The organism is Pseudomonas sp. B6(2017) (assembly GCF_002112765.1).
Taxonomy (GTDB): domain Bacteria; phylum Pseudomonadota; class Gammaproteobacteria; order Pseudomonadales; family Pseudomonadaceae; genus Aquipseudomonas; species Aquipseudomonas piscis.
On sequence record NZ_NEIQ01000009.1, the window covers coordinates 163,710 to 183,521 of the forward strand.

Below are 19,812 nucleotides of genomic sequence, written 5' to 3' on the forward strand. Positions count from 1 at the left end.
CATGGGCCTTCAGGGGTTTCTTGTATCGAATATGGCGGTGAAGGAGGGATTCGAACCCTCGATACAGTTTCCTGTATACACACTTTCCAGGCGTGCTCCTTAAGCCACTCGGACACCTCACCGTTTCTCTTCAAACCGATTCAGTCTGTCGAGGCGCGCTAATGTAGTCGAAAGCTTTTCAGATGGCAAAGGTTTTTTTCAGAATTTTCATGCGCTTAAGCACTTTTCTGGTTTTCAGGGCCTGCACGCCCCCCGCGGCATACGGCAAACCGGCCAATCTTCGGCTCGCTCCAGGCTGCCGTGCAGCTACAGGGATGCAGCCCAGCGGGTCGTGCGACCTGCCACCCGGGACAAAGCCTGACTCATCAGTCAGTCATGGCGCTTTACCAGGCCGGTCATGCTGGGTAACTTCTGCTGCACTTCTAATACAAGGAATTGCGTCATGAGTGAGTTGATTTCCTACCATCTCGAAGACGGTATCGCGACCCTGACCTTGAGCAATGGCAAGGTCAATGCCATCTCACCGGACGTGATTGCCGCCTTTAATGCCGCGCTGGACCAGGCCACCGCCGATCGCGCGGTGGTGATCATCACTGGCCAGCCAGGGATCCTCTCTGGCGGCTACGACCTCAAGGTCATGACCGCAGGTCCCAAGGAGGCCGTGGCCCTGGTGACCCTGGGCTCGACCCTGGCTCGGCGCCTGCTGTCCCACCCGTTCCCGGTGATCGTCGCATGCCCGGGGCATGCAGTGGCCAAGGGCGCCTTCCTGCTGCTGTCGGCCGATTACCGTATCGGTGTCGAGGGCCCCTTCAGCATCGGCCTCAACGAAGTGCAGATCGGCATGACCATGCACCACGCCGGCATCGAGTTGGCCCGTGACCGCCTGCGGCGTTCGGCCTTGCACCGCTCGGTGATCAACGGCGAGATGTTCGACCCGCACAGCGCGGTGGATGCCGGCTTCCTCGACAAGGTGGTCAGCGCCGAAGAACTCCAGGGCGCCGCCCTGGCCGCAGCGCGCCAGTTGAAGAAGATCAACATGCTGGCCCACAAGAACACCAAGCTGAAGGTACGCAAGGCCCTGCTGGAACGACTGGACAACGCCATCATCGAAGACCAGGGACATCTGGGCTAAACCCCGGCATGAACGAGCATCGCCCGGCCCTTGTGCCGGGCTTTTTATTGCCTCGCGAAGCCTTCCCCCCTGCACGCCCCGCCATCGGACACATCCGCTCAATCATCACTGCTCATCCTGCCTGGCGGAGCAATTGCCGAAAACAGTGCACATTCGTACACTGCGCCACCTTTTGTCCCCTGCGCGGTGGCCGTTTAGATGTTGTATCTGTTTCGTATGTCTTTGATGGGCTTGCACTTTATAGCTGCTGGCAGCCTGGGCTTGCTGCTTGGACTGTGTCGTCCCTTCAATCCTGACAACAGCCGCCTGTGTGCCCGCCTGTATGCCTGGCCGGCCATGCGCATCCTGGGCCTGAAGGTCAGGGCCGAGGCCGGGCCATTGATGGACAAGCCACAAAGCTGCGTGATCATCGCCAACCATCAGTCCAACTATGACCTGTTCGTGTTCGGCAACGTGGTGCCGCCACGCACCGTATGCATTGGCAAGAAGAGCCTGAAATGGGTTCCGCTGTTCGGCCAGTTGTTCTGGCTGTCGGGCAACGTCTTGATCGACCGCGGCAACCCACACAAGGCCCGGCGCTCGATCGTCACCACCACCCACACCCTGCAACACAAGGACACCTCGATCTGGGTATTCCCGGAAGGCACGCGCAACGGCGGCGAAGAGCTGCTGCCATTCAAGCGCGGCGCCTTCCAGATGGCGATCGCCGCCGGGGTCCCCATCGTTCCGGTCTGTACCAGCAACTACATCAAGCACATGCGCCTGAACCGCTGGAACAGCGGTGAAATCCTGATTCGTTCGCTACCGGCGATCCCCACTGCCGGCTTGAGCATGGACGACTTGCCACGGCTGATGGCGCAATGTCGCGAGCAAATGCTCGAGTGCATCGCCAGCATGGATCGCCAGTTGCAATCGAACTGAGCCCTGTTGAGCCAAAGCCCGCCTCGCGCGGGCTTTCATTTATCTGCGAACTCGCATCTCCCAGGGGACTCTGATGCTGCAATGCAGGCTAAGCTGCTGATTTGCCACCGCTCCCTTGATAAGAAGAAGTGAACCTGAGCCATGGGTAGAGTTGTTGCCGCCGCCGTCTACAGCGGCGGAAAGAAAGTCACGAACATCAGCCTCGACGAGGGGGCCGCCTGGGCGGCCAAGCCCGGGCATTTCGTCTGGATCGGCCTGGAAGAACCCAACGCCCACGAACTGGCCAACCTGCAACGCCAGTTCAACCTGCATGAACTGGCCATCGAGGATGCCCTGGAGAAACACAGCCGGCCCAAACTGGAAACCTTCGGGGATGCCCTGTTCATCGTCACCTACTCGCCAGTGCGCACCGACGGCAAGCTGGAGTTCATAGAAACCCATATCTTCGCCGGCAACGGCTACATCATCACCGCCCGCAATGGCCACTCGGCCTCCTACGGCCATGTGCGCCAGCGCTGCGAGGCCCGCCCGTTGCTGCTCGAACATGGCGAGGACTTCGTGCTCTATGCCCTGCTGGACTTCGTCACCGAGAACTACCAGCCAGTCAGCGAAGCCATCCACGCCGAGATCGAGGAGCTGGAGAGCAACGTGCTGTGCCAGTCGATGAACGAGCGCGACATCCTCAGCCTGCACAGCCTGCGTCGCGATGTACTGCGCCTGCGCCGCCACGTGGCGCCGATGGTGGAGATCAGCGAGGACCTGCAGAAGCTCAGCTTCCCCTTCATCGACAAGAACATGCGGCCGTATTTTCGCGATGTGCAGATCCACGTCACACGGCAGATGGAAGACCTTTCGACCCTGCGCGACATCGCCAGCCAGACCATCGAGATCGGCGTGCTGCTGGAGGCCTCGCGGCAAAGCATCGTACAGCGCAAGTTCGCCGCCTGGGCGGCGATCCTGGCGTTTCCCACGGCGGTGGCGGGAATCTACGGGATGAACTTCCAGAACATGCCGGAGCTGGGCTGGCACTACGGCTACTTTGGCGTCCTGGGCTTCATCAGCGTGGGCTGCGTGGCCCTCTGGGCCAGCTTCAAGCGTTCAGGCTGGCTGTGAAACGACGTGGCCCCGCGCCAGGCGGGGCCACGGCTTGCCTCAGGCCGCTGCGGGCTTGTGGGCGACGAAGCGCATCATCCATTCGGCCACGGTAGTGCCGTGATGATCGTGCTCGAGACTGGCCACGCCCTTCTGGTAGACCTGCTCGCCGAGGAACTCATGGCGCAGGTCGAGCAAGGCGCGGGAATAGTCGTGGATGAATTCCGGATGCCCCTGGAAGCACAGCACCTGGTCATTGATGTGGTAGGCCGCGTACGGGCAGAAATCGCTGGAGGCGATCACCGTGGCGTTCTCCGGCAAGGCGGTGACCTGGTCCTGGTGGCTGATCAGCAGGGTCAGCTCCTCCACCACCGGGCTCATCCACGGCGCCTTGGCCGCAAGCTTGTAGTTGTGGATGCCTACGCCCCAGCCCTGGTTCGCCCGCTCGCTCTTGCCCCCCAGCAGCAGCGCCAGCAACTGATGACCGAAGCAGATACCCAGCAGCTTGTCGCCACGCTCGTAGCGCTCCAGCAGGTAGGTCTTGAGGGTCTGGATCCACGGATCGGTGCCGAACGAATCGGCCTTGCTGCCAGTCACCAGGTAGGCATCGAACTTCAGGTCGTCAGCCGGATACTGGCCCTGCACCACGTTGTAGACGCTGAACTGCGCGGCAATGGGCTGCTGGGAAAACAGGCGCTGGAACATCTGCCCGTAGCCCTGGTACTGGTCGATCAGTTCGGGACGCAGGATATCGGTTTCAAGAATGCAGATGCGTAGCGACATAAAATATTCCTGACAAGGCGATGGCAATAACGAACACCCCAGAGCCTGCCTTGAAATACCACGGCAAGGCAAGCCCCGGGGGCCGTCATTTGACGCCCGCCAGGCTCAGAACAACTGGCCCTGGCGCGCCTTCTCCAGGAGCAGGTCCGGCGGGTTGAAGCGCTCGCCGTACTGACGTGACAGGTACTGGGCGCGGGCGACGAAATCCTGCACCCCGTACTGGTTGATGAACTGCAGCGCGCCGCCACTCCAGGCCGCGAAACCGATGCCGAAGATCGAACCGACGTTGGCGTCGGCCGTGGATTGCAACACGCCCTCTTCCACGCAGCGCACGGTCTCGATGGCCTGGATGAACAACAAGCGGTCGCGCACGTCCTGGGGCGAGATCTGCCCGTCGGCCTTGTAGAAGCGCGTACGCAACTGCGGCCACAGGTGTTTCTGGCCACCGGCCGGGTAGTCGTAGAAACCGCCACCGGCGGCCTTGCCCGCGCGCTTGTACTCGTTGAGCAGCAGGTCGATCACGGCGAATGCCGGGTGTTCGATGGCAGGCTTGCCTTCGGCTTGCAGGTCCTTGGTGGTTTGCAGGCGAATGTGGCTCATCAGGCTCAGGGACACTTCGTCGGAGATCGCCAGCGGGCCCACGGGCATCCCGGCCTTGCGGGCCTCGGTCTCGATCATCGGCGCGGCGATGCCTTCGCCGAGCATGGCGATGCCTTCGTTGGTGAAGGTGCCGAATACCCGGGAGGTGAAGAAGCCGCGGCTATCGTTGACCACGATCGGGGTCTTCTTGATCTGCTGGACGAAATCGAACCCTCGGGCCAGGGTCTCGTCACTGGTCTTGGCGCCCTTGATGATCTCCACCAGCGGCATCTTTTCCACGGGGCTGAAGAAATGCAGGCCGATGAACTTGTCCGGATTGGGCACCGCGCTGGCCAGCCCGGTGATGGGCAAGGTCGAGGTATTGGAGGCGATCACCGCCTGCGCACCGACCACCTGCTGCGCCGCCTTGGAGACCTTGGCCTTGAGCTCGCGGTCCTCGTAGACCGCCTCGATGATCAAGTCGCAACCGGCCAGGTCGGCATCTTCGGCGGTGGGGAGGATGCGTGCCAGGGTCGCGTCGCGCTGTTCGGCGCTCAGTTGCCCACGGCCGACCTTCTTCTCCAGCAGGGCCGCGGAATGGGCCTTGCCCTTCTCCGCCGCCTCGCGGCTGACATCCTTGAGCACCACCTCGATGCCCGCCACGGCACTGACATAGGCGATGCCTGCGCCCATCATCCCGGCGCCCAGCACCCCGACCCTGCGGGTCGCCTGGGGCGCCACGCCCTGGGGCCGCGAGCCGCCGGCGTTGATTTCATTGAGCTGGAACCAGAAGGTGCCGATCATGTTCTTCGCCACCTGGCCGGTGGTCAGCTCGGTGAAGTAGCGAGCCTCGATCAACTGGGCGGTATCGAAGTCCACCTGGGCGCCCTCGACCGCGGCACAGAGGATCTTCTCCGGTGCGGGGAAGCAGCCCTGGGTCTTGGTGCGCAGGATCGAAGGAGCGATGGCCAGCATCTGCGCCACTTTCGGGTTCGAAGGGGTGCCGCCGGGAATCTGGTAGCCCTTCACATCCCAGGGCTGCTTGGCCGTCGGGTTGCTGGCGATCCAGGCCCGGGCCTTGGCCAGCAACTCGTCGCGATCACCAGCCAGCTCATTCACCAGGCCCGCCTGCAGCGCCTGCCGCGCCCGGACCTTCTTGCCCTCGAGCAGATACGGCAAGGCCTTCTCCAGGCCCAGCATGCGCACCATGCGCACTACCCCGCCGCCGCCAGGCAGCAGGCCCAGGGTGACTTCCGGCAGGCCTACCTGCAGCGACTTGTCGTCCAGGGCCACGCGGTAATGGCAAGCCAGGCAGATTTCCCAACCGCCGCCCAGGGCCGCGCCGTTGATTGCCGCCACCACCGGCTTGCCCAGGGTCTCCAGCGCCCGCAGTTGGGCCTTGAGGGCCAGAACCATGTCATAGAAGGCCTGGGCCTGGGGTTTGCCGACCTTGATCAGCTCGTTGAGATCGCCGCCGGCGAAGAAGGTTTTCTTCGCCGAAGTGACGATCACCCCGGCGATGTAGGCTTGCTCGGCCTGCAGCCGGGCCAGGGTGGCGGCCATGGCGTCGCGGTAGGCCGCATTCATGGTGTTGGCGCTCTGGCCCGGCATGTCGATGGTCAGGACCACGATCTGGTCCTGGCCTTTTTCGTAACGGATGGCATCAGTCATGAAAGGATTCCTTGATATCGGGGCTCAGAGGCGTTCGATGATGGTGGCGATGCCCATGCCGCCGCCGACACACAGGGTGGCCAGGCCATAGCGCTGGCCGCGGGCTTCCAGTTCGTCGAGCAGGGTGCCGAGGATCGCGCAGCCCGTGGCGCCCAGGGGGTGGCCCATGGCGATGGAGCCACCGTTGACGTTGACCTTGGCGGGGTCGATGGCCATGTCCTTGATGAACTTGAGCACCACCGAGGCGAAGGCTTCGTTGACCTCGAACAGGTCGATGTCCTCGACCCGCAGCCCGGCCTTGGCCAGGGCCTTGCGGGTGGCCGGTGCCGGGCCGGTGAGCATGATGGTCGGGTCGGTGCTGGTGACCGCAGTGGCGACGATCCGCGCCCGGGGCTTGAGGCCCAGCTCACGCCCCTTGGCCTCGGAGCCGATGAGCATCAGCGCCGCGCCGTCGACGATCCCGGAACTGTTGCCCGGGGTGTGCACATGATTGATCCGCTCGACGTGGCTGTAGACCCGCAAGGCCGTGGCGTCGAAACCCATCTGCCCCATCATCTCGAAGCTCGGCTTGAGATTGCCCAGGCCCTCGAGGGTCGAGTCGGCACGAATGAATTCGTCATGGTCCAGCAGGACAATGCCGTTCTGGTCCTGCACCGGCACCAGGGACTTGGCGAAGGCTCCGGCCGCCCGGGCCCGCGCGGCCTTGTGCTGGGATTGCAGGGCGAACTGGTCGACATCCTGGCGGGAGAAGCCTTCGAGGGTGGCGATCAGGTCGGCACCTATGCCCTGGGGCGTGAAGTGGCTGTGCAGGTTGGTCTCGGGGTCCAGCACCCAGGCGCCACCGTCGCTGCCCATGGGTACCCGCGACATGGACTCCACCCCACCGACCACCACCAGCTCCTCGAAGCCGGAGCGCACCTTCATCGCTCCCAGGTTCACCGCCTCGAGGCCCGAGGCGCAGAAGCGGTTGATCTGTACCCCGGCCACGCTGATATCCCAGTCCGCGACCTGCACCGCGGTCTTGGCGATATCGGCGCCCTGGTCGCCGATGGGCGTCACGCAGCCCAGGACCACATCGTCCACCTGGCTGGTATCCAGCTCGCAACGCTGGCGCAGGGCCCGCATCAGCCCCGCCACCAGGTTCACCGGCTTCACACTGTGCAAGGCGCCATCGGCCTTGCCTTTGCCACGGGGCGTGCGTAACGCATCGAATATCAAAGCTTGGGTCATGACGTCCTCGAACCGTTTGTGCAGGGAGAAAATGTCGAGTTCCCACCTTAGGCGCGGCAGCGTCGGATTCAATGACCGATGCGCTCAGCCGCCTTGACGGTGACGCTCAGACGAACGGTAGGCAGCTAATGGATAGCCCGACAAAGGGTCGCGAGCTGTCTAGCCAAAGGGCGGCCAGGGGGCATCGGGAGGAACTTATAAGGTTTTTATCGAAACTCGCGAGGACGTCATATGAATTGGATCTAAGCCAGGGGATTCAAGGCCCCTAAGGTAGAAACTGTAGGAAGTCCCGGAGGGTCTTTGCACCGGGACAGGTAAGAAAATGGAAACATCGCCGGCCCATAGTGAAGAACAGGGACCGGCTTGCATTGATGCTCAGGAATAACAACAAAAGGCATTCAGCCATGTTCAGACACTCGAAAGTTCGCCAGGCGGGACTCATCCTCTTCGCAACCACGCTGCTGCTGATCTTGCCGAACCTCACCAAGGTGATCGGCTGATTCATGGCGGCTCGATCAACGAGTCATAAAATTGTCCCCGGTTCCTACCGGGGCACGGACTTGTGTGCCAGTCTTCCTGGGGAACATCACGGGGAAGATTCATGCGCCATTGGATTGCACTTGCCGCGCTCTTGAGCGCCTTCAACGCCCATGCCGGGATCATCGACGTCAACCGCGCCGTGGATGAGATCAACGACGGTGCCCTGATCCTGGATCTGCGCAACGACAGCGACTTCGCCGCCGGCAACCTGCACAACTCGCTGCAGGTCAACCTCGAACTGGAAGACGGCACCGGCATCAGCGCCGAGGGCCTGGCCTACCAGCTGCGCAAGGTGGTGCTGGACCCCAACGCTACGGTGGTGATCTACAGCGACACCAACCAGCACGCCCTGGAAGCCGAGGACACGCTGATCCAGCGTGGTTATTTCGGTATCGTGAACGGCGGCAACTACGAAGAACTCCGGGACGCCTTGTTCGATCACGTGTCGCGACCGGACGACGTGCTGCCCGGCAACGAACCCACTGACGACGATCCGACGGCCATCAATTGAAAACCTTGTTCCTGTGCACTGCCCTGTTGCTGAGCATGCCCCTGCACGCCGCACAACTGCTGATCGACCTGGGCTCCGGCAGCCGCGCCTGGCAGACCGAGGAGCTGTTGCGTCACCCCGAGGCCCGGGACATCAGCATCCAGGACGATGTCTCCTACAAACGCCAGATGCGCTACCGCGCGGTCCCCCTGGCCGACCTGCTCCCCGGCCTCAAGCCCGAGGACCACTTGCAGGCCGTGGCCCTGGACGGCTTCGCCGCCGAATTGAGCGCCGCGCCACTGCTCGAACGCCAGGGAGCCCGGGCCTGGCTGGCCATCGAGGATCCACACAGGCCCTGGCCAGCCCTGGCAGCCGACAAGCCCAGCGCCGGCCCCTTCTACCTGGTGTGGACCAACCCCGCGGCCGGGCATATCAGCCCCGAGCAATGGCCGTTCCAGGTGGCGCGGATCCAGCGCCTGGCGCCGGTGGCCGAGCGTTTCCCGGCCCTGCGGCCGGACCCTGCGCTAGCCGCCGATGACCCGGTGAACCAGGGTTTTGCCCTGTTCCAGAAGAACTGCCTGGCCTGCCACCGGCTCAACGGCGCCGGGGATTCGCAGTTCGGCCCCGACCTGAACGTCCCCTATAACCCCACCGAGTACTTCGGCGGTGACTTCCTCAAGCGCTACATCCGCGATCCACAGAGCCTGAGACGCTGGCCACAGGCGAAGATGCCGGGCTTCAGCAACAGCGTCCTGCCCGATACCGAATTGGAGCTGTTGCTGGGCTACCTGCGCCACATGGCCGGGCGCAAGCAGCCCTGAACCCCTCGGTTCGACTAGAGACCCTGGCTATCGCTGGCATAGCCAGAGTCGATTTCACCCACTGCGCATGCCGGCGGATAATCGCCCCCATCGAGCAACACTTCACCTGCCTGATGAAGCCACTGCTGCAAACCTGATGACGCCGACGATCAAAGGATCCGGACTCTCCTGACCGGCTCCCGCTCAAGACCGGTCTTCCCTTTTAGCCACCCTCCCGGGTGGCTTTTTTTTGCCTTTGCGGGCCCTGAAATGCAATTGGCCAACCCGTGGGTTGGCCAATCGTCGGTCTCGGTGCGCTTATCCGGCTATATCAGCCGCCCACGAATCTCGTGCTTGACTCCCCAGCCCTCGATGATGCCGCCCAACGGCTCGACCACTGCTTCGAAGTCCTGCTCGAAATCACCGATGCCACCATGGGTGGCATACATCACCTTGCTCAGCTCCAGGTACCAGGCACCGTCGTCACGGGGACTGACCTGGGCATTCAAGGATTCGCCGCGAAACTGCCCCGCGGCCCTGCGCGCCCGCTCCTCATCCGGAAAAATGGCGTAGAACTCGATGGGATGAAAGCGTGAAAAATCGAAGCCGCCCTCTTTCATGCGGCGCAGCATGCTGCTGCTGATGTCGTCTTGAAAGGCTGTGCTCATGAAACGTCCTCCTCAAACCGATGGATAGACTTTCCGTGCTTCCCGAATGACAGGCCCAAAAGGCCCGTATCACGACCCGGGGAGGTCGCCAGGAAACAAGCATGGAGCTGGCAAGATCAGGCCTTGGGGGAGAATTCGCTGACCTTGCTTGCAGATTAGCGCCTGCCTCTGGACGCTGCCAGAAATCATGGCCGGTGCCATCTCTGCTACTTACTGGATCGGCGTGATGCTCAGAATCTGAATGCTGTTCTGTTCTTTCAGGCTCTTGAGGGTGGGCGTGTCGGTGCGCCCCTCCAGGTCGTTGAGATCCAGTTCGGCACTCACCGGCAGTAATCTGGCCCGCACCAGCTGCGCGGCACGCTCCAGGGTCGGTGGCTGTTCGCAGTCGAAATGCTCGACGGACTGGACGCCATGATCATCAACGAAAGTGACTTGCCACTTTTGCATCAATGCCTCCTCGATGGCCCCTGTATGGGCCCACATAATCTGGACCTTGTGGCCCAGGTAAACGTTCCGCTGCGCCATGGCCCGAAGCCATTAAAAAACCGCCCGAAGGCGGCCTTTTGCATGGCGGATGCAGCGCTGTGATCAAGGCTTCTCGGCACGGGCCTTGAGTGCCTTCAGGGTGTTGAACGGAGCATCGACCACAAATTTGTTGGCCAGCCAGGAAGGGACACTGCCACCTGGCTCGGTATGAACCTGGTAGGTCACTTCCACCTGGTCGGCGCCCTTGGGGACGAACTTCCAGTAGCCCTCGACCTGGGCCACGCGCACGAAGCCTTTCTCCTCGGGAATATAGGTCGGCATACCCTCCAACTTGCGGGTCAGGCTGCCGTCGGCGCCTTGGCTGGTGGTGATGTGCAGGACCGAGTCGCGGGCAGTGACCGGCCATGGGGTGTTGAACTGGGTGTAGGTCCAGCTTTGGTCGCCCTCGTGCTTGAGCAGCTTCTGGGTCTTGCATTCGTGGATCCAGGAGCAGGCCCCGGCCACGTCCTCTTGCAGCGCGCGGAGCTTGGCGATGGAGGTCTTCATGGTGGTGACACCACGGTAGGCCTTGTACTTGGAGCCGGCCACTTCGCTCAAGGAGACCTTGATGCCGTCTTCGTCCTTGGCCGTCTGCCAGTCTTCGGCCTGGGCCGTTGCCGACAACAGCACGGTTAAACCACAGAGCACAGCAATTCGATGCAGCGAACCCATTGTCTTATTCCTTATTGTTGAAGTTCCGTTCATTGAGAACACCCTAAGCCGCCGTCACTTGCTCCCACCAGCCGATCAGGCGGATGGCTTCTTCACGACTCTGGCCACAGACCTCGGCCTCAGCCTGGAAGGCCCCACACACCGCCGGCCGCTCAGGCAGGCCGAACAGCCCACACAGGTGTTCGACCGAAAGATGCAGGCAACGTTCTCCAGCCGGCTTGCCCTGGGGCATTCCGGGAATCGGGGTGCTGATGGAAGGGGCGATGCAGCAAGCGCCACAACCTTCACGGCAGTTCATGACGAAGATTTCCTCGCGACAAGCAAAGAGTTGGATGACGCCGCACAAGAGTAACCGCTAAAACAGCCGTTTAAAATTACTCGAAGAACGGATTTGACGCACAACCGTGCGTGACTGATCAGTCTCCGACAAAGTGTCGGCCACGACGGTCACAAGGACGACAAAGAATTTACTGCTTGAACTCGAAATCCAGGGCGGCGCCCTCGATGTCCCGACGCTCTTCCCGACGCAATTGCAGTTGCATCTCGTTGGTGAGCAGGCGGCCGTTGAGCTGGAACGGCGTACTTTCCTTGGGTTTCTCGCCAAACATCGGCGGCAGCAACGGCGCGCGCTTGGGTAATGGCGTGGCGCCCAGGGGTTGCAGGTGCTTGACCATCTCGGTTGGCAGGTTCAAGTCCAGCTTGGGGCTGACCAGCGGCGTCTTGATGTCCTGGTAGGCCCACTTGGACTGTTTGGCGGGAGCAGGCTTCTTGTTTGCCGGCTGGGTCTTGCTGGCCTTGGTTTTACTGGCCGGAGCTTTCTTTACCGGGACTTTCTTTGCCGGTGCTTTGCCAGAGGTTGTCGAATGGTCCGTCCGAGTAGTGCCGGCAGCGGTTTTTTCCACAGGTGCTGCGGCCTGGACGGGCATGGCAGCAACCGCTCCCAACAGGCAGGCACATAACCAGATGGCAGGAAGAAAGGCTTTCATAAAAACAGGCAGATCGAGAACAAGGTGCCCCTATGCTCGCTTGTTGCACGCCCCATGACAAGCATGGGGCTGCATTGCCTAGAATCCGCCTGCCGCTTCCTGGCACAACTGGCTGGCGAGCATCCCCAAGGTCATCAGCGCCCGCTCGGCCTCGCGATTCCATGGGGTGCCGCAGTTGAGGCGTACACAGTGGTTGAACTGCTCGGTATTGCTGAAGATCAACCCGGGGGCGATGCTGATGCCCTGTTGCAGGGCCCGGACATGCAATTCCTGGGTGTTGACCCGCCCCGGCAAGCTGACCCAGAGGATAAAGCCGCCAGTGGGCCGGGTGATCTGCGTGCCCTCCGGGAAGTACTGCTGGACCGCCAGCTGGAAGGCGCTGAGGTTCTTGCGATACTCCTGGCGGATGTAGCGCAGGTGCCGATCGTAGCCGCCGTTCTCGAGGTAAGCCGCGACGGCCATCTGGGTCACGCTGCAGGCCGAATGGGTGCTGAAGGTCTGCAGGCGCTGGATTTCCTGCTGGTACTTGCCGGCGATCATCCAACCGATGCGTACGCCGGGCGACAAGGTCTTGGAGAAGCTGGAACAGTAGATCACCCGGTCCAGGCGGTCATAGGCCTTCAGGGACTTGGTCCGGCCGACCTCGAACATCAACTCGCCGTAGATATCATCCTCGACCACCTGGATATCGAAGTCCGACGCCAGGCGCAGCAACTGCTTCTGCCGCTCCTCGGGCATGGTGCCGCCCAGGGGATTGCTCAGGCGCGTGGTCAACACCAGGGCCTTGATCGACCACTGGTTGGCCGCCAGCTGCAAGGCCTCCAGGCTCATGCCGGTGGATGGATCGCTGGGGATCTCGATGACCTTGAGCCCCAGCAAGTCGGCCAGTTGCAGCAACCCGTAATAGGTCGGCGACTCGGCGGCGATCAGGTCACCGGGTCGGGTCAGGACCCGCAGCGACATCTGCAGCGCGTCGACGCAACCGTGGGTGATCACCACTTCGGACGGGTCGACCACCACGCCGGCATCGCGCATGCGAATCGCCACTTGGCGCCGCAGCGGCTCGAATCCCGGGCTGAACATGTAGCTGAAGGCGCGAGGGCTATGGAAGCGCGTGACCTTGGCCAATTGCTGGTGCAGTGCGCGCACGGGCAGGTAGTCGACGCTGGGCACCGCGGCCCCCAGGGGAAACACCCCTTCCCGGCGCGACTCCACCAGCACCTGCTGGATGATGCTGCTGCGGGTGACCAGCCCCGGACGCTCGACCCGGGCGATATCCGGCGTCGGCGCGGTGAGCGCGGGCGTCTGGTGCACGTAGTAGCCCGACTGCGGTCGCGCGCGGATCAGCCCCTGGTCTTCCAGGTTGGCGTAGGCCTGCAGCACCGTGGCGTGGCTGACATTGAGCTGCGAGCTCATCTTGCGCACCGACGGTACGCGCTCCCCCGGCTGATAGACACCACGGCGAATATCCTCAGCCAACTGCTGAGCGATACGTTGATAGAGCAAGAGATTGGTCATGGCGCAGCACCCGATTTCACGGTGTTTTATTCTTGTGTGAAACAATACCGGCACAGTTTAGAAGTGTACTGGGACAGTTTCCACAATAGTCGAGGACACCAGGCAGTGAAAAGCACCACGGCAAGTTTTTTCCAGCCGTTGGGCAGGCATAAAAAAACCCGATGCGGCCAGGCATCGGGTTTTTCATGAAAGCTGGCAAAACCTCAGCGTGCGGCGCCGAGCTGGCCCTTCTCGTCGGAGAAAACGATCTCTACCCGACGGTTCTGCGCCCGGCCGCGCTCGGAAGCGTTGGCCTCCACCGGATAGTCGTCGCCATAACCCTCGACCTGGATGCGCTTTTCGTCGACGCCCAGGTCCACCAGCACATCCGCCACGGCCTGGGCCCGGTCGCGGGACAGCTGCAGGTTGCCCTGATGTTCACCGGTATTGTCGGTGTACCCCTCGATCCGCACCACGCGCTTGGGATTGAGCTGGAGGAACTGGGCCACCTTGAGCACGATGCGGTTGGCGGAGTTGTTGAGCTCCGCCTCGCCGGTATCGAACTGCACATCCCCCAGGGTCATCACCAGGCCTCGATCGGTCTGGGTGGTGGCCATGTTGAGGATCTGCTCCTCCAGCCACTTGCCCTGCTGTTGCACGCTGATCAACTTGGCTTCACGCAGGGCCAGTTGCAGGCGCTGGCGCTCCAGCTCGAGCTTGGCCGCCCGCTCCTGGTTCAGCGTCTGCTCGGTATGCTCGCGGGCAATCTCGCTGTAGCGGCGGCTCAGGTAGGCGTAATGCTCCACGTCGCTGCCGCTGCCCCAGTAGCTGGACAGACGATCGGCACGAGCCAGGGACTCACCGGCGCGGATCACATCCTTGGGGGCGACCCGCAGGACATTGGAGTCTTCCTTGACCTTCTGGAAGTCGTTGCCGGCTTGTTGCAGCGCTTCCTCGCTCTGCTGGCCGGCACATCCCAGGAGGCTGGCGCCAGCCAGCAACACCGCGGCACCCAAGAGCTGCTTGGAAATCTTCATTGGGCATCCCCCAGTTGCTTGCGCAGGCGAGTGATGCGGGTCTCGAGCATATTCACCTGCTCCCGGCTCTTCTGGGTCAGGACCTTGGCCTCGGCCAGGCGCGCATCCAACTCCGCCTGCTCGGCACGGACCCGCGCCTTCTTGTAGGACTCATCCTGCATATTGCCCTGGGCCCGGGAAAACTTGTCTTCGGCCAGCTTCAACTCCGGCACGTCCTCGGCCGAGGCTCCCACGGCCTTGGCCTGCTCCAGGGCCTGGGCAGTGAGGCGCATCTGCTCGTTGGGGGCTGGGTCTGAGGCACAACCCGCCATGGCCAGCAGGGCCAAGGCAGCAAAAAGAGGTCGAATAGTCACACGAGATTCCTACGGTTTGGGGCTGCTGACGGGTTGCTGCAACTGGGCCTTCCAACGCTCGAGATTGCGCTGCAACAGGGCCTCCGTCAGACCGGACGCGGGCAATTCTGTCATCTTTTTCGCCAGCTGTCCGCGCAACCATGGGTCATTGCAGGCAGAGTTGTGGGACAGCGCCAGGAACAACCCGGGCTTGTCGATGGGCAGGGGAAATGCCGCCAGGTCGGCGGCCATTCCCAGGGACTGGGCCATGACCATGCCGGCGTAGCGTGGCGCCAGCACATAGTCGAACTCGCCCAGCAGCAGTTTCTGGAAAACCTGGGTCAGGTTCGGCAGGCGCTTGAGCTGCAATTGCTCCTTGGCCAAGGCCTGGAATGGCTGGGTCAGGCGGGCCTTTTCCGAAACGGCGCCGGAGTGGCCCTGCAAATCGGACAACTGGCGGTAATCCAGGGTCGTTTCCTTGCGCGTCCAGACCAGATAGTCGTTCTGCACCAGGGCCGGGTGGATATAGTCCAGGGACTCCAGCTCGTCGAGGGTCAACGGGGCATCGGCGAGCATGTCCATGCGCCCGGTACGCACCTCCTCGAGCGCCTCGGAACGCTTGCCGGCGTACAGCAGCTCGACCTTGAGCCCCAGCTCCCCGGCCACCTGCTGCAGCAAGTCGGCGCTGGCACCTATCAGGTGCCTGGGATCCTGTGGATCACGCCACAGGTAGGGTGGCGCATCGGGACTGCCGGTCACCACCAGCCGCTCGCACTTGCCCACCGCCATCGCCAGCGAAGGCAATAGCGCCAGCCCCAGCAATACGGGCCAGCCACTCATGCGACGCAGTTCCATGACATCACTCCCTCGATAAACGACAGACAAAAAAAAACCCGGCCATGAGGCCGGGCTCTTTATAAGTGAAGCGGCTGGATTAGACCAGCTTCTCCAGCTCAGGTACGGCTTCGAACAGGTCAGCCACCAGGCCGTAGTCAGCCACCTGGAAGATTGGCGCCTCTTCGTCCTTGTTGATCGCGACGATCACTTTGGAGTCCTTCATGCCCGCCAGGTGCTGGATCGCGCCGGAGATACCGACGGCGATGTACAGCTGTGGCGCGACGATCTTGCCGGTCTGGCCGACCTGCATGTCGTTGGGCACGAAGCCTGCGTCCACGGCCGCGCGGGAAGCGCCGACCGCAGCGCCCAGCTTGTCGGCCAGGGCGTACAGGTGCTTGAAGTTGTCGCCGTTCTGCATGCCGCGGCCGCCGGAAACGACGATCTTGGCAGCGGTCAGCTCAGGGCGATCGGACTTGGCCAGCTCTTCGCCGACGAAGCTCGACTTGCCAGCATCGTGGGCCGCGCCGACGGTTTCCACCGCCGCCGAACCACCTTCGGCGGCAACGGCGTCGAAGCCGGTGGCGCGCACGGTGATGACCTTGACCGCAGCAGTGGACTGCACGGTGGCAATGGCGTTACCGGCATAGATCGGACGCTTGAAGGTGTCGGCGCTTTCTACCGAGATGATCTCGGAGATCTGGTCGACGTCCAGCTGGGCAGCGACCCGCGGCAGGATGTTCTTGCCGTTGGAAGTGGCGGCAGCCAGGATGTGGCTGTAGCCGGCGCCCAACTCGGCAACCAGCGGTGCGACGTTTTCCGGCAGTTGGTGCGCATAGGCAGCGTTGTCGGCTACCAGCACCTTGGCCACGCCAGCGACTTTGGCTGCAGCCTCGGCCACGGCGCCAACGCCTTGGCCGGCCACCAGCACGTGAATGTCGCCACCGATTTTGGCAGCAGCGGCCACGGTGTTCAGGGTGGCCTGGGCCAGCGCTTTGTTATCGTGTTCGGCGATTACCAAGATAGTCATGATCAGATTACCTTCGCTTCGTTTTTCAGTTTCTCGACCAGTTCAGCCACCGACTTGACCTTGATGCCCGCGCTGCGTGCAGCCGGTGCTTCGACTTTCAGGGTCTTGTTGGTGGAGGCGGTGGAAACGCCCAAAGCATCAGGAGTCAGCGTCTCGAGCGGCTTCTTCTTGGCTTTCATGATGTTCGGCAGCGACGCGTAGCGTGGCTCGTTCAGGCGCAGGTCGGTGGTGACGATCGCTGGCAGGTTCAGCGCAACGGTCTGCAGGCCGCCATCGATTTCACGGGTGACGTTGACCTTGTCGCCAGCCACTTCGACCTTGGAGGCGAAGGTGCCTTGGGCGTAACCGCTCAGGGCAGCCAGCATCTGGCCGGTCTGGTTGTTGTCGCTGTCGATGGCCTGCTTGCCCAGGATCACCAGCTGTGGCTGTTCCTTGTCGACCACGGCCTTGAGCAGCTTGGCCACGGCCAGGGAGGTCAACTCTTCAGCGGACTCGACGAGGATCGCGCGATCGGCACCCAGTGCCAGGGCGGTACGCAGCTGCTCTTGAGCAGTAGCAGGACCGATGGAGACGACGACGATTTCAGTCGCCACGCCTTTCTCTTTCAGGCGTACGGCTTCTTCCACTGCGATTTCGCAGAAAGGGTTCATCGACATCTTGACGTTGGCGAGGTCGACGCCGGAGTTGTCCGCCTTGACGCGAACCTTGACGTTATAGTCGACCACTCGTTTGACAGCTACAAGAACCTTCATGGATTCCTCGTTACTCTCCGGTGAAAAGAAAGTCGCCTAGGCGAGAACCTGGCGGTTGATGCTCATCGGCACAAGGGCACCTCCAAAAACGCCGGCACACTAAGGTTGACCTTGCTCACGGGACGATGACCGTTCGTCAGTGGCGACCGACGAGTCATTCATTATCGCGGCGTGTAAACTGCGCACCTTCAAGCTGCGCGGCGCATCACCTTCACTGCCTTTGCCCTGTCTTTAGAGGTGCTCTTGAGACCAACAGTCAGCCTACGGCGAGCGCAAAACCGACCGTATCTTGACCGGAACACCTTTTCCGGTCAATACGGCAAAATGGCCGTTCATGAGCCGCGCTTCTTTGATTTACCTGGCCTGCGGCAATTTCAAACAAACGTTTGTATTGGACGCTAGGAGTGGTGTAGATATAATGCGCCGCCCAGAGAGAAAGGTCGGCCGTCCCTCCCCTCTCCCCCCATCGGCGATGGGAGAAAGCGGGACGCAATGCCAAACCTCCAATTAGAAAAAACCGTTGAGCCTTGAGTAGGAGATAGCCTAGTGGAACGCGAATACATGGAATTCGACGTAGTCATCGTCGGTGCCGGCCCCGCAGGCTTGTCCGCCGCTTGCCGCCTGAAGCAGAAGGCTGCAGAAGCAGGCAAGGAAATCAGCGTCTGCGTCGTTGAAAAAGGCTCCGAAGTCGGTGCCCACATCCTTTCCGGCGCCGTGTTCGAACCACGGGCCCTGAACGAACTCTTCCCTGACTGGAAGGAACTGGGCGCCCCGCTCAACACCCCTGTCACCCGTGACGACATCTATGTCCTGCGCAACGGCGAAGCCGCCACCAAGGTTCCCGACTTCTTTGTGCCCAAGACCATGCACAACGAAGGCAACTACATCATTTCCCTGGGCAACCTGTGCCGCTGGCTGGCCCAGCAGGCCGAGAACCTGGGCGTGGAAATCTACCCAGGCTTCGCCGCCCAGGAAGCCCTGATCGACGAAAACGGCGTGGTTCGCGGCATCCTCACCGGCGACATGGGCGTGGATCGCGAAGGCCATCCCAAGGACGGCATGTACACCCCTGGCATGGAGCTGCGCGGCAAGTACACCCTGTTCGCCGAAGGCTGCCGTGGCCATATCGGCAAGCAGCTGATCAAGCGCTTCAACCTGGACAGCGACGCCGACGCCCAGCACTACGGCATCGGTCTCAAGGAAATCTGGGAAATCGATCCGGCCAAGCACCAACCGGGCCTGGTGGTGCACACCGCCGGCTGGCCGCTGGACATCATGGGCACCGAGAACACCGGCGGCTCCTTCCTCTATCACCTGGAGAACAACCAGGTGGTGGTCGGCCTGATCGTCGACCTGTCCTACGCCAACACCTACCTGTCGCCGTTCGATGAATTCCAGCGCCTCAAGCACCACCCGGTACTCAAGCAGTACCTGGAAGGTGGCAAGCGCATCAGCTACGGCGCCCGTGCCATCTGCAAGGGTGGCCTGAACTCGCTGCCGAAGATGGTGTTCAAGGGCGGCGCGCTGATCGGCTGCGACCTGGGCACCCTGAACTTCGCCAAGATCAAGGGCAGCCACACCGCCATGAAGTCCGGCATGCTGGCCGCCGATGCCGTGGCCGATGCGCTGCTGGCCGGTTCCGAAGGCGCCGACGAGCTCAACAGCTACGTCAGCGCATTCAAGTCCAGCTGGCTGCATGACGAGCTGTTCGCCAGCCGCAACTTCGGCCCGGCGATCCACAAGTTCGGCGCCATCGTCGGTGGCGGCTTCAACTGGGTCGACCAGAACCTGTTCGGCGGCAAGCTGCCGTTCACCCTGCACGACACCAAGCCGGACTACGCCTGCCTCAAGCTGGCCAAGGACTGCGTGAAGATCGACTACCCGAAACCCGACGGCAAGCTGAGCTTCGACAAATTGAGCTCGGTGTTCATCTCCGGTACCAACCATGAAGAAGAGCAGCCTTGCCACCTGAAGCTCACCGACCCGAGCATCCCCCTGGGCCGCAACCTGCCGCTGTACGACGAGCCAGCCCAGCGCTACTGCCCGGCCGGCGTGTACGAAGTGGTCACCCAGGAAGATGGCGAGAAGCGCTTCCAGATCAACGCCCAGAACTGCGTGCACTGCAAGACCTGTGACATCAAGGACCCTGCGCAGAACATCACCTGGGTCACCCCGGAAGGTTCTGGCGGCCCGACCTACCCGAACATGTAAGTCGGCGCCCTGCGAAAAGGCCCCCAAATG

At 62.2% G+C, this 19,812-nt stretch carries 20 protein-coding genes and 1 tRNA gene; 6 read left to right on the forward strand and 15 right to left on the reverse strand.

Annotated elements, in window-relative coordinates; genetic code table 11:
- Positions 1–32 precede the first annotated feature (32 nt).
- Positions 33–122: transfer RNA gene (locus CAG11_RS17045), tRNA-Ser, on the reverse strand.
- Between the two features lie 320 nt (positions 123–442).
- On the opposite strand from CAG11_RS17045, the gene CAG11_RS17050 reads away from it, so the two are divergent.
- The 3 genes from CAG11_RS17050 (at position 443) to CAG11_RS17060 (ending at position 3,166) form a co-directional block, all read left to right on the forward strand.
- Positions 443–1,132: a crotonase/enoyl-CoA hydratase family protein gene (locus CAG11_RS17050; protein WP_022643213.1), complete on the forward strand. Its 690-nt coding sequence runs from the start codon at positions 443–445 to the stop codon at positions 1,130–1,132.
- 198 nt (positions 1,133–1,330) lie between these two features.
- Entirely contained in the window at positions 1,331–2,053 is a 723-nt protein-coding gene (locus CAG11_RS17055; protein WP_031321274.1) for a 1-acyl-sn-glycerol-3-phosphate acyltransferase, read from the forward strand.
- 141 nt (positions 2,054–2,194) lie between these two features.
- On the forward strand, positions 2,195–3,166 hold the full coding sequence (locus CAG11_RS17060; RefSeq protein WP_022643211.1) for a magnesium and cobalt transport protein CorA: 972 nt from the start codon (positions 2,195–2,197) through the stop codon (positions 3,164–3,166).
- 39 nt (positions 3,167–3,205) lie between these two features.
- Here CAG11_RS17060 and CAG11_RS17065 read toward each other — a convergent pair whose 3' ends face one another.
- The 3 genes from CAG11_RS17065 to CAG11_RS17075 all read right to left on the reverse strand — a co-directional run bounded on the left by CAG11_RS17065 (position 3,206) and on the right by CAG11_RS17075 (position 7,408).
- Complete coding sequence (locus CAG11_RS17065) at positions 3,206–3,928, reverse strand: amidotransferase (RefSeq protein ID WP_022643210.1); 723 nt, start codon at positions 3,926–3,928, stop codon at positions 3,206–3,208.
- A 105-nt stretch (positions 3,929–4,033) separates the two neighbouring features.
- Complete coding sequence (locus CAG11_RS17070; RefSeq protein WP_085597167.1) at positions 4,034–6,178, reverse strand: 3-hydroxyacyl-CoA dehydrogenase NAD-binding domain-containing protein; 2,145 nt, start codon at positions 6,176–6,178, stop codon at positions 4,034–4,036.
- Between the two features lie 24 nt (positions 6,179–6,202).
- On the reverse strand, positions 6,203–7,408 hold the full coding sequence (locus CAG11_RS17075) for an acetyl-CoA C-acetyltransferase (RefSeq protein WP_085597168.1): 1,206 nt from the start codon (positions 7,406–7,408) through the stop codon (positions 6,203–6,205).
- A 601-nt stretch (positions 7,409–8,009) separates the two neighbouring features.
- On the opposite strand from CAG11_RS17075, the gene CAG11_RS17080 reads away from it, so the two are divergent.
- Positions 8,010–8,459, forward strand: coding sequence for a rhodanese-like domain-containing protein (locus CAG11_RS17080; protein ID WP_031321273.1), 450 nt, complete (start codon positions 8,010–8,012; stop codon positions 8,457–8,459).
- A gap of 35 nt (positions 8,460–8,494) precedes the next feature.
- Positions 8,495–9,259, forward strand: a complete 765-nt coding sequence (locus CAG11_RS17085) for a cytochrome c (protein WP_085597249.1) — start codon at positions 8,495–8,497, stop codon at positions 9,257–9,259.
- A 305-nt stretch (positions 9,260–9,564) separates the two neighbouring features.
- Here the strand turns inward: CAG11_RS17085 and CAG11_RS17090 are convergent, their stop codons facing one another.
- The 11 genes from CAG11_RS17090 to CAG11_RS17140 all read right to left on the reverse strand — a co-directional run bounded on the left by CAG11_RS17090 (position 9,565) and on the right by CAG11_RS17140 (position 17,571).
- On the reverse strand, positions 9,565–9,906 hold the full coding sequence (locus CAG11_RS17090) for a ribonuclease E inhibitor RraB (RefSeq protein ID WP_085597169.1): 342 nt from the start codon (positions 9,904–9,906) through the stop codon (positions 9,565–9,567).
- A gap of 210 nt (positions 9,907–10,116) precedes the next feature.
- A complete protein-coding gene (locus tag CAG11_RS17095) occupies positions 10,117–10,353 on the reverse strand; it encodes a hypothetical protein (protein ID WP_031321271.1) in 237 nt (78 codons plus the stop codon).
- 141 nt (positions 10,354–10,494) lie between these two features.
- The gene (locus CAG11_RS17100) at positions 10,495–11,103 is read right to left on the reverse strand and encodes an START domain-containing protein (RefSeq protein WP_085597170.1); all 609 of its coding nucleotides are present in this window, start codon (positions 11,101–11,103) and stop codon (positions 10,495–10,497) included.
- 43 nt (positions 11,104–11,146) lie between these two features.
- Positions 11,147–11,401 carry a YkgJ family cysteine cluster protein gene (locus tag CAG11_RS17105; protein ID WP_053135844.1) on the reverse strand — a complete coding sequence of 85 codons (255 nt, stop codon included), beginning with the start codon at positions 11,399–11,401 and terminating at the stop codon, positions 11,147–11,149.
- A 169-nt stretch (positions 11,402–11,570) separates the two neighbouring features.
- Entirely contained in the window at positions 11,571–12,089 is a 519-nt protein-coding gene (locus tag CAG11_RS17110; protein WP_272482547.1) for a translation initiation factor 2, read from the reverse strand.
- Positions 12,090–12,167: 78 nt separating this feature from the next.
- Complete coding sequence (locus tag CAG11_RS17115) at positions 12,168–13,607, reverse strand: PLP-dependent aminotransferase family protein (RefSeq protein WP_022643200.1); 1,440 nt, start codon at positions 13,605–13,607, stop codon at positions 12,168–12,170.
- Between the two features lie 203 nt (positions 13,608–13,810).
- Entirely contained in the window at positions 13,811–14,623 is an 813-nt protein-coding gene (locus CAG11_RS17120) for an OmpA family protein (protein ID WP_022643199.1), read from the reverse strand.
- Positions 14,620–14,976, reverse strand: coding sequence for a DUF4398 domain-containing protein (locus tag CAG11_RS17125; protein WP_031321268.1), 357 nt, complete (start codon positions 14,974–14,976; stop codon positions 14,620–14,622). Before CAG11_RS17125 ends, CAG11_RS17120 begins: the two co-directional genes overlap by 4 nt.
- Positions 14,977–14,985: 9 nt before the next feature.
- Positions 14,986–15,810, reverse strand: a complete 825-nt coding sequence (locus CAG11_RS17130; RefSeq protein ID WP_022643197.1) for an ABC transporter substrate-binding protein — start codon at positions 15,808–15,810, stop codon at positions 14,986–14,988.
- A gap of 79 nt (positions 15,811–15,889) precedes the next feature.
- Positions 15,890–16,819: an electron transfer flavoprotein subunit alpha/FixB family protein gene (locus CAG11_RS17135; RefSeq protein WP_022643196.1), complete on the reverse strand. Its 930-nt coding sequence runs from the start codon at positions 16,817–16,819 to the stop codon at positions 15,890–15,892.
- A 2-nt stretch (positions 16,820–16,821) separates the two neighbouring features.
- Positions 16,822–17,571 carry an electron transfer flavoprotein subunit beta/FixA family protein gene (locus tag CAG11_RS17140; RefSeq protein WP_031321267.1) on the reverse strand — a complete coding sequence of 250 codons (750 nt, stop codon included), beginning with the start codon at positions 17,569–17,571 and terminating at the stop codon, positions 16,822–16,824.
- 546 nt (positions 17,572–18,117) lie between these two features.
- Here CAG11_RS17140 and CAG11_RS17145 point away from each other — a divergent pair.
- On the forward strand, positions 18,118–19,782 hold the full coding sequence (locus CAG11_RS17145) for an electron transfer flavoprotein-ubiquinone oxidoreductase (protein ID WP_022643194.1): 1,665 nt from the start codon (positions 18,118–18,120) through the stop codon (positions 19,780–19,782).
- Positions 19,783–19,812 lie beyond the last annotated feature (30 nt).

Excerpts from the sequence above, each read along its gene's own strand:
- CAG11_RS17050 (WP_022643213.1), top strand. The coding sequence starts at position 443 with ATGAGTGAGTTGATTTCCTACCATCTCGAAGACGGTATCGCGACCCTG.
- CAG11_RS17055 (WP_031321274.1), top strand. The coding sequence starts at position 1,331 with ATGTTGTATCTGTTTCGTATGTCTTTGATGGGCTTGCACTTTATAGCT.
- CAG11_RS17060 (WP_022643211.1), top strand. The coding sequence starts at position 2,195 with ATGGGTAGAGTTGTTGCCGCCGCCGTCTACAGCGGCGGAAAGAAAGTC.
- CAG11_RS17065 (WP_022643210.1), bottom strand. The coding sequence starts at position 3,928 with ATGTCGCTACGCATCTGCATTCTTGAAACCGATATCCTGCGTCCCGAA.
- CAG11_RS17070 (WP_085597167.1), bottom strand. The coding sequence starts at position 6,178 with ATGACTGATGCCATCCGTTACGAAAAAGGCCAGGACCAGATCGTGGTC.
- CAG11_RS17075 (WP_085597168.1), bottom strand. The coding sequence starts at position 7,408 with ATGACCCAAGCTTTGATATTCGATGCGTTACGCACGCCCCGTGGCAAA.
- CAG11_RS17080 (WP_031321273.1), top strand. The coding sequence starts at position 8,010 with ATGCGCCATTGGATTGCACTTGCCGCGCTCTTGAGCGCCTTCAACGCC.
- CAG11_RS17085 (WP_085597249.1), top strand. The coding sequence starts at position 8,495 with ATGCCCCTGCACGCCGCACAACTGCTGATCGACCTGGGCTCCGGCAGC.
- CAG11_RS17090 (WP_085597169.1), bottom strand. The coding sequence starts at position 9,906 with ATGAGCACAGCCTTTCAAGACGACATCAGCAGCAGCATGCTGCGCCGC.
- CAG11_RS17095 (WP_031321271.1), bottom strand. The coding sequence starts at position 10,353 with ATGCAAAAGTGGCAAGTCACTTTCGTTGATGATCATGGCGTCCAGTCC.
- CAG11_RS17100 (WP_085597170.1), bottom strand. The coding sequence starts at position 11,103 with ATGGGTTCGCTGCATCGAATTGCTGTGCTCTGTGGTTTAACCGTGCTG.
- CAG11_RS17105 (WP_053135844.1), bottom strand. The coding sequence starts at position 11,401 with ATGAACTGCCGTGAAGGTTGTGGCGCTTGCTGCATCGCCCCTTCCATC.
- CAG11_RS17110 (WP_272482547.1), bottom strand. The coding sequence starts at position 12,089 with ATGAAAGCCTTTCTTCCTGCCATCTGGTTATGTGCCTGCCTGTTGGGA.
- CAG11_RS17115 (WP_022643200.1), bottom strand. The coding sequence starts at position 13,607 with ATGACCAATCTCTTGCTCTATCAACGTATCGCTCAGCAGTTGGCTGAG.
- CAG11_RS17120 (WP_022643199.1), bottom strand. The coding sequence starts at position 14,623 with ATGAAGATTTCCAAGCAGCTCTTGGGTGCCGCGGTGTTGCTGGCTGGC.
- CAG11_RS17130 (WP_022643197.1), bottom strand. The coding sequence starts at position 15,810 with ATGGAACTGCGTCGCATGAGTGGCTGGCCCGTATTGCTGGGGCTGGCG.
- CAG11_RS17135 (WP_022643196.1), bottom strand. The coding sequence starts at position 16,819 with ATGACTATCTTGGTAATCGCCGAACACGATAACAAAGCGCTGGCCCAG.
- CAG11_RS17140 (WP_031321267.1), bottom strand. The coding sequence starts at position 17,571 with ATGAAGGTTCTTGTAGCTGTCAAACGAGTGGTCGACTATAACGTCAAG.